This is a genomic window from Desulfovibrio sp. 1188_IL3213, from assembly GCF_036763145.1.
Classification (GTDB): Bacteria; Desulfobacterota; Desulfovibrionia; order Desulfovibrionales; family Desulfovibrionaceae; genus Desulfovibrio.
Genome location: NZ_JBAIYR010000182.1, coordinates 1 through 4,572, shown reverse-complemented (window position 1 = coordinate 4,572; position 4,572 = coordinate 1). Strand labels below are relative to the sequence as shown.

Genomic DNA, 4,572 nt, shown 5'->3' with positions numbered 1-4,572 from the left:
GCGAGCTTGGGCGGCTGGATATGCCCGGGCGTGATCTCCATGCTACCCCACATCTGCGCATGATCAGGCGCTGCCGGGCGCTGCAGCCTTTTCTTGACGAATACTTCGCCCCCACTCCCGCCATGCTGCAACCCGCGGACGAAGCCATCGTATGCCGATGCGAAGGACTTACCGCCCAAACCCTGCGCCAGGTGATCAACCAGGGCTGCTGTTCGCCGGATGGGCTTAAAGCTCAGGCCCGGCCCGGCATGGGCGCATGCCAGGGGCGCATGTGCGGTCAGGCTGTGGCTGAAATGATCGCCCATACTCAAGGGCTTCCCCTTGACGCCTTGCCGCAGTACACGGCTCAGCCCCCGCTTTTTCCCCTGAGCCTGGCACAACTGGCCGACATGCCCATGCCGCCGGATCCCAGTTGAATGCGTTTTCAATAGCAGGCGCTGCATGAGGCAGAAGCAGGGCAGCATCCCGCAGACATGCTTGAAAAAACAGTAGAGAACAGCACTTCTGACGAATAACCATGCGTAAAAATGAATGAAAACTGCCGTCCGCATCCCGCTGCGGAGCTGGCCCCGATACACAACACTTCTTCAACAGGAGGAACCAACGTGTCGCGATTCCTAACTTGCCAGGAATACGAAAATCTGGCCTCTCAACTGAAATACCCCAATCTCGCCTTTATTGACGGAAAATTTGTGCCTGCGGCTTCGGGTAAAACCTTTGTCACCAGCAACCCGGCCACGGGTAAAGCGCTGGCAAACGTTGCAAGTTGCGGCCAAGAGGACGTGGACAGGGCCGTGGCCTCAGCCAGAAAAACCTTTGAGTCCGGCGTGTGGTCAAAAATGCACCCCACCGAACGCAAGAAAATATTCCTCCGGCTCTGCAGCCTGATGGAAAAACACATGGTGGAACTGGCTGTACTGGAAAGTCTGGACAGCGGCAAACCCATTCGTGAAAACCTGTGCACCGACCTGCCCGAAACCATCGAATGCCTCGAATGGCATGCGGAATACACGGACAAGCAGTACGGCAGCATCTCGCCTTCCGGCGACTTCAAGCGCGGGCTCATCGTGCGCGAACCTGCGGGTGTGGTGGCCTGCGTGCTGCCCTGGAACTTTCCGCTGCAAATGGTCGGCTGGAAGCTCGGCCCGGCCCTTTCAGAGGGCAACAGCGTCATCATCAAACCCGCCAGCGTAACCGCCCTTTCCACCCTGCGTCTTGCGGAACTGGCTGCCGAAGCGGGCATTCCCGAAGGCGTGCTTCAGGTGCTGCCCGGCCCTGGCGGCCTTGTGGGTGAAGCCTTGGGACGCCATATGGATGTGGACGTGCTCTCTTTCACCGGCTCAACCGACGTGGGCCGCCGCTTTTTGCAATACTCCGCCGAAAGCAACCTCAAGCGCGTGGTGCTGGAACTGGGCGGCAAAAGCCCCTTTGTGCTGCTTGAAGACGTTACCGACCTCTCGCACGCCGCGGAACACGCCTGCTCGGCCGCATTCTGGAACATGGGCGAAAACTGCACGGCCAACTCCCGCATCATTGTGCCGGAAAGCAAAAAAGACGCATTTCTTGAAGCTTTTCTGGCCGCACTGAGCCATTGGAAAATGGGCAACCCGCTTGATCCTGCCAATGCCCTCGGCTCCCTTGTCAGCGAGCATCACTTCAAGAGCGTTATGGGCTACATCGAAAAGGGCAAGGCCGAAGGCGGGCGCATCGTCACGGGCGGCAAGGCGGCTGACATCGGCAGCGGCCTTTTCATAGAGCCTACCATTTTCGACAACGTGAGCCGCGACGCCACCATTGTACGCGAGGAAATCTTCGGCCCGGTCACGGCCATTCTTACGGCCTCTTCTGACGAAGACGCCCTGGCCCTGGCGAACGACACCTGTTACGGCCTGCACGCTTCCATTTTTACCGAATCCCTGACCAAGGCCCATACTTTTGCGAGCGCTCTCAAGGCCGGCACTGTTTCCGTCAACTGCTTCAGCGAAGGCGATAACAGCACGCCTTTCGGCGGGTACAAGCTTTCCGGATTCGGCGGCAAGGACAAGGGACGCGAGTCGCACGACCAGTATACCGAACAGAAGACCATTTTCATCAACCTGGACAGGTAGCCGCACATCTGCGGGCAGCCTCGGTTTTCGCCGGGGCTGCCCGGCTTTCAGCGGCGAGGATGACGCCATGAATCTATCCCACATGATCCAGACCATTGACACCCACACGGCCGGAAACCCCACGCGCAACGTGATTGCCGGATGCCCCGCCATTGCGGGAAGCAGCATGCAGGAAAAAATGGCTTACGCAAGTAAGCACCTCGGCCAGTTCATCAGCGCCCTCATGCTTGAACCGCGCGGACACAGCAATATGTCGGGTACAATATGGGTTCCCCCCTGCGATCCCGAAGCCCATATGGGCATACTTTTCATTGATGCCGGGGGCCTCATGCCCATGTGCGGACACAGCACCATCGGCTGCGTCACAGCCATGCTCGAAACCGGCGCCGTTACCCCTGAGGGCGATGTGTGCAATGTCAACATAGACACGCCCGCCGGCCTTGTTCGCACCAGGGCCGAAATCAGGAACGGCAAGGTACAGCGCGTAACCTTTCGCAATGTTCCGTCCTTTCTCTTCTGCTCAGGCACGGTTGAAGTTCCCGGCGTAGGCCAGGTTCCCTACGACGTGGCCTACGGCGGCAATACATATGCCATTACCGATGCGAAATATTTTCCCGGTCTTGATCTGCGCTCCGGCCACCGCGCGGCCATTGAAAAGGCAGCTCAGGCTTTTGGCGGCGCAGTGCGTAAAGCCGTGGACTTCAAGCATCCCGAAAAGCCGTTCATCAATGTCATCACGCACGTGATGTTCTACACCAGACCGGATGATCCCAAAGCCACCTATCGTAATACCGTGGTATTCCTGCCCGACTCCCTTGACCGTTCCCCCTGCGGCACGGGGACATCCGCCCGTGTGGCCTCTCTTTTTGCCAAAGGTGATCTGGCGCTGAATCAGGAATTTATACACGAAAGCGTCATCGGCACGCAGTTCACGGCCAGAATCATCGAGCCTGTCACCGTCGGCCCGTGCAAGGGCGGAGTGCCTGAAGTAAGCGGCACGGCCTACCTCACCGGATTTCACCAATTTGTCATTGACCCGGAGGACGCCCTCAAGCACGGATTCCGACTGGACTAGGCATTCCCCACAGTAAAACACCGTGCGTTTTACATGCCGCAGTGTTGAACTTTGCTGGTTTTGTTGAAAACACGCAGTTTCACAGCATGTTGCACAGGTGTGCAGCGCTGGAGCATGAAGCCTTTTCAAAGGCGGATATGCCCCGGCTTCTGACCCTCTAACCCTCCCAAAGTGGGACAACAAAATCAGGTGGATTCAAGTCGTAACACAGACCGGCAGTAGGCGCTTTTGCAGGGCTTGTCGATTATCGGTCACGTCATTCACCCACCATAACCGGAGGCAACCAAATGTGCGCGTATGACAAATTTCTAAAAATAGCTATGCAGGCTGCGGATATTTCACGCCAGATACTGACTGAACATCGGCAAAAGTACCTACGTGGCAATTACGACTTCAAAACAAAAACAGATGCCAGCCCTGTGACGGAAACTGACGAGCGTGTGGAGCGAGAAATACGTTCGCTTATTTCCGAAGCGTTTCCAGATCATGGCATGCTTGGCGAAGAATATGGGGCAAATGCCGCCACAGCCGAATACGTTTGGGTGATTGACCCCATTGACGGCACGCGGCAGTTCATTGTGGGCTATCCGTTTTACGGAACGCTCATTGCCTTGTGCCGCAACGGTACACCCGTGCTTGGTGTGGTTGAAATGCCCGTCATGGCCGAACGTTGGGTGGGCGTAAAGGGTCAACAATCCACAGTCAACGGCCTGCCCATACAAACCCGCCCCCATACTGATATTGCCACCGCCCTCGCAGCTTCAAGCAATACAGAATTTGTCTTTGACTCGGACCGGGCAGCCTACAATCGCCTTATTGCCGCCACCAAATGGCGCGTCTACGGCGGCGCATGCTACGGCTACATGAGCCTTGCTGCGGGAAAAATAGACGTTTGTTTTGACAGCGGCATCATGCGCGAAGTGGATTACTGCGCCCTTGTGCCCATCATTGAAGGGGCAGGAGGCATTATATCCGACTGGAATGGAAATCCGCTGACCATGCACTCTGGCATGCAGGTTCTGGCTTGCGGAGACAAAAAACTGCATGAGCAGGTTTTGCGTGAAATTGAGGCACACAGTTAGCCATACAGTCACATGTTTCTTTTGTTTTGCAACAAGGATTTGCCATGTTAAATTTCTTTAAGGCTTCCCCTGTTCGTCCTGTCACCAAGAATACAGAAGAAATTGATAAAGACTATAACTATTGGCGTATACATATGATGGTGTCCATCTGGTTTGGGTATGCCATTTTTTACTTTACGCGCCAATGTTGTCCGGTTAAGCACCCATAGCTAACAGGCTATAACTATAGGTGTTTATAGTTTTTCGTCTTCGCGGATTCAGAAGTTCTTCCAGAGAATCCTTGCCGAACAGATTCAAGCAAATGAGC

General features: G+C 55.8%; 4 protein-coding genes. All 4 read left to right on the top strand.

Going from position 1 to position 4,572, the window contains the following annotated elements:
• The coding region (locus V6C16_RS08350) for a (2Fe-2S)-binding protein (protein WP_333543001.1) at window positions 1–416 on the top strand (416 nt) is incomplete at its 5' end.
• Between the two features lie 189 nt (window positions 417–605).
• Entirely contained in the window at window positions 606–2,108 is a 1,503-nt protein-coding gene (locus V6C16_RS08345) for an aldehyde dehydrogenase (RefSeq protein WP_333534295.1), read from the top strand.
• Window positions 2,109–2,175: 67 nt separating this feature from the next.
• Entirely contained in the window at window positions 2,176–3,183 is a 1,008-nt protein-coding gene (locus V6C16_RS08340; RefSeq protein WP_333534296.1) for a proline racemase family protein, read from the top strand.
• Window positions 3,184–3,470: 287 nt separating this feature from the next.
• Window positions 3,471–4,265 (top strand): inositol monophosphatase family protein, encoded by a 795-nt coding sequence (locus V6C16_RS08335; RefSeq protein WP_333534297.1) that lies wholly within the window; start codon window positions 3,471–3,473, stop codon window positions 4,263–4,265.
• Window positions 4,266–4,572 lie beyond the last annotated feature (307 nt).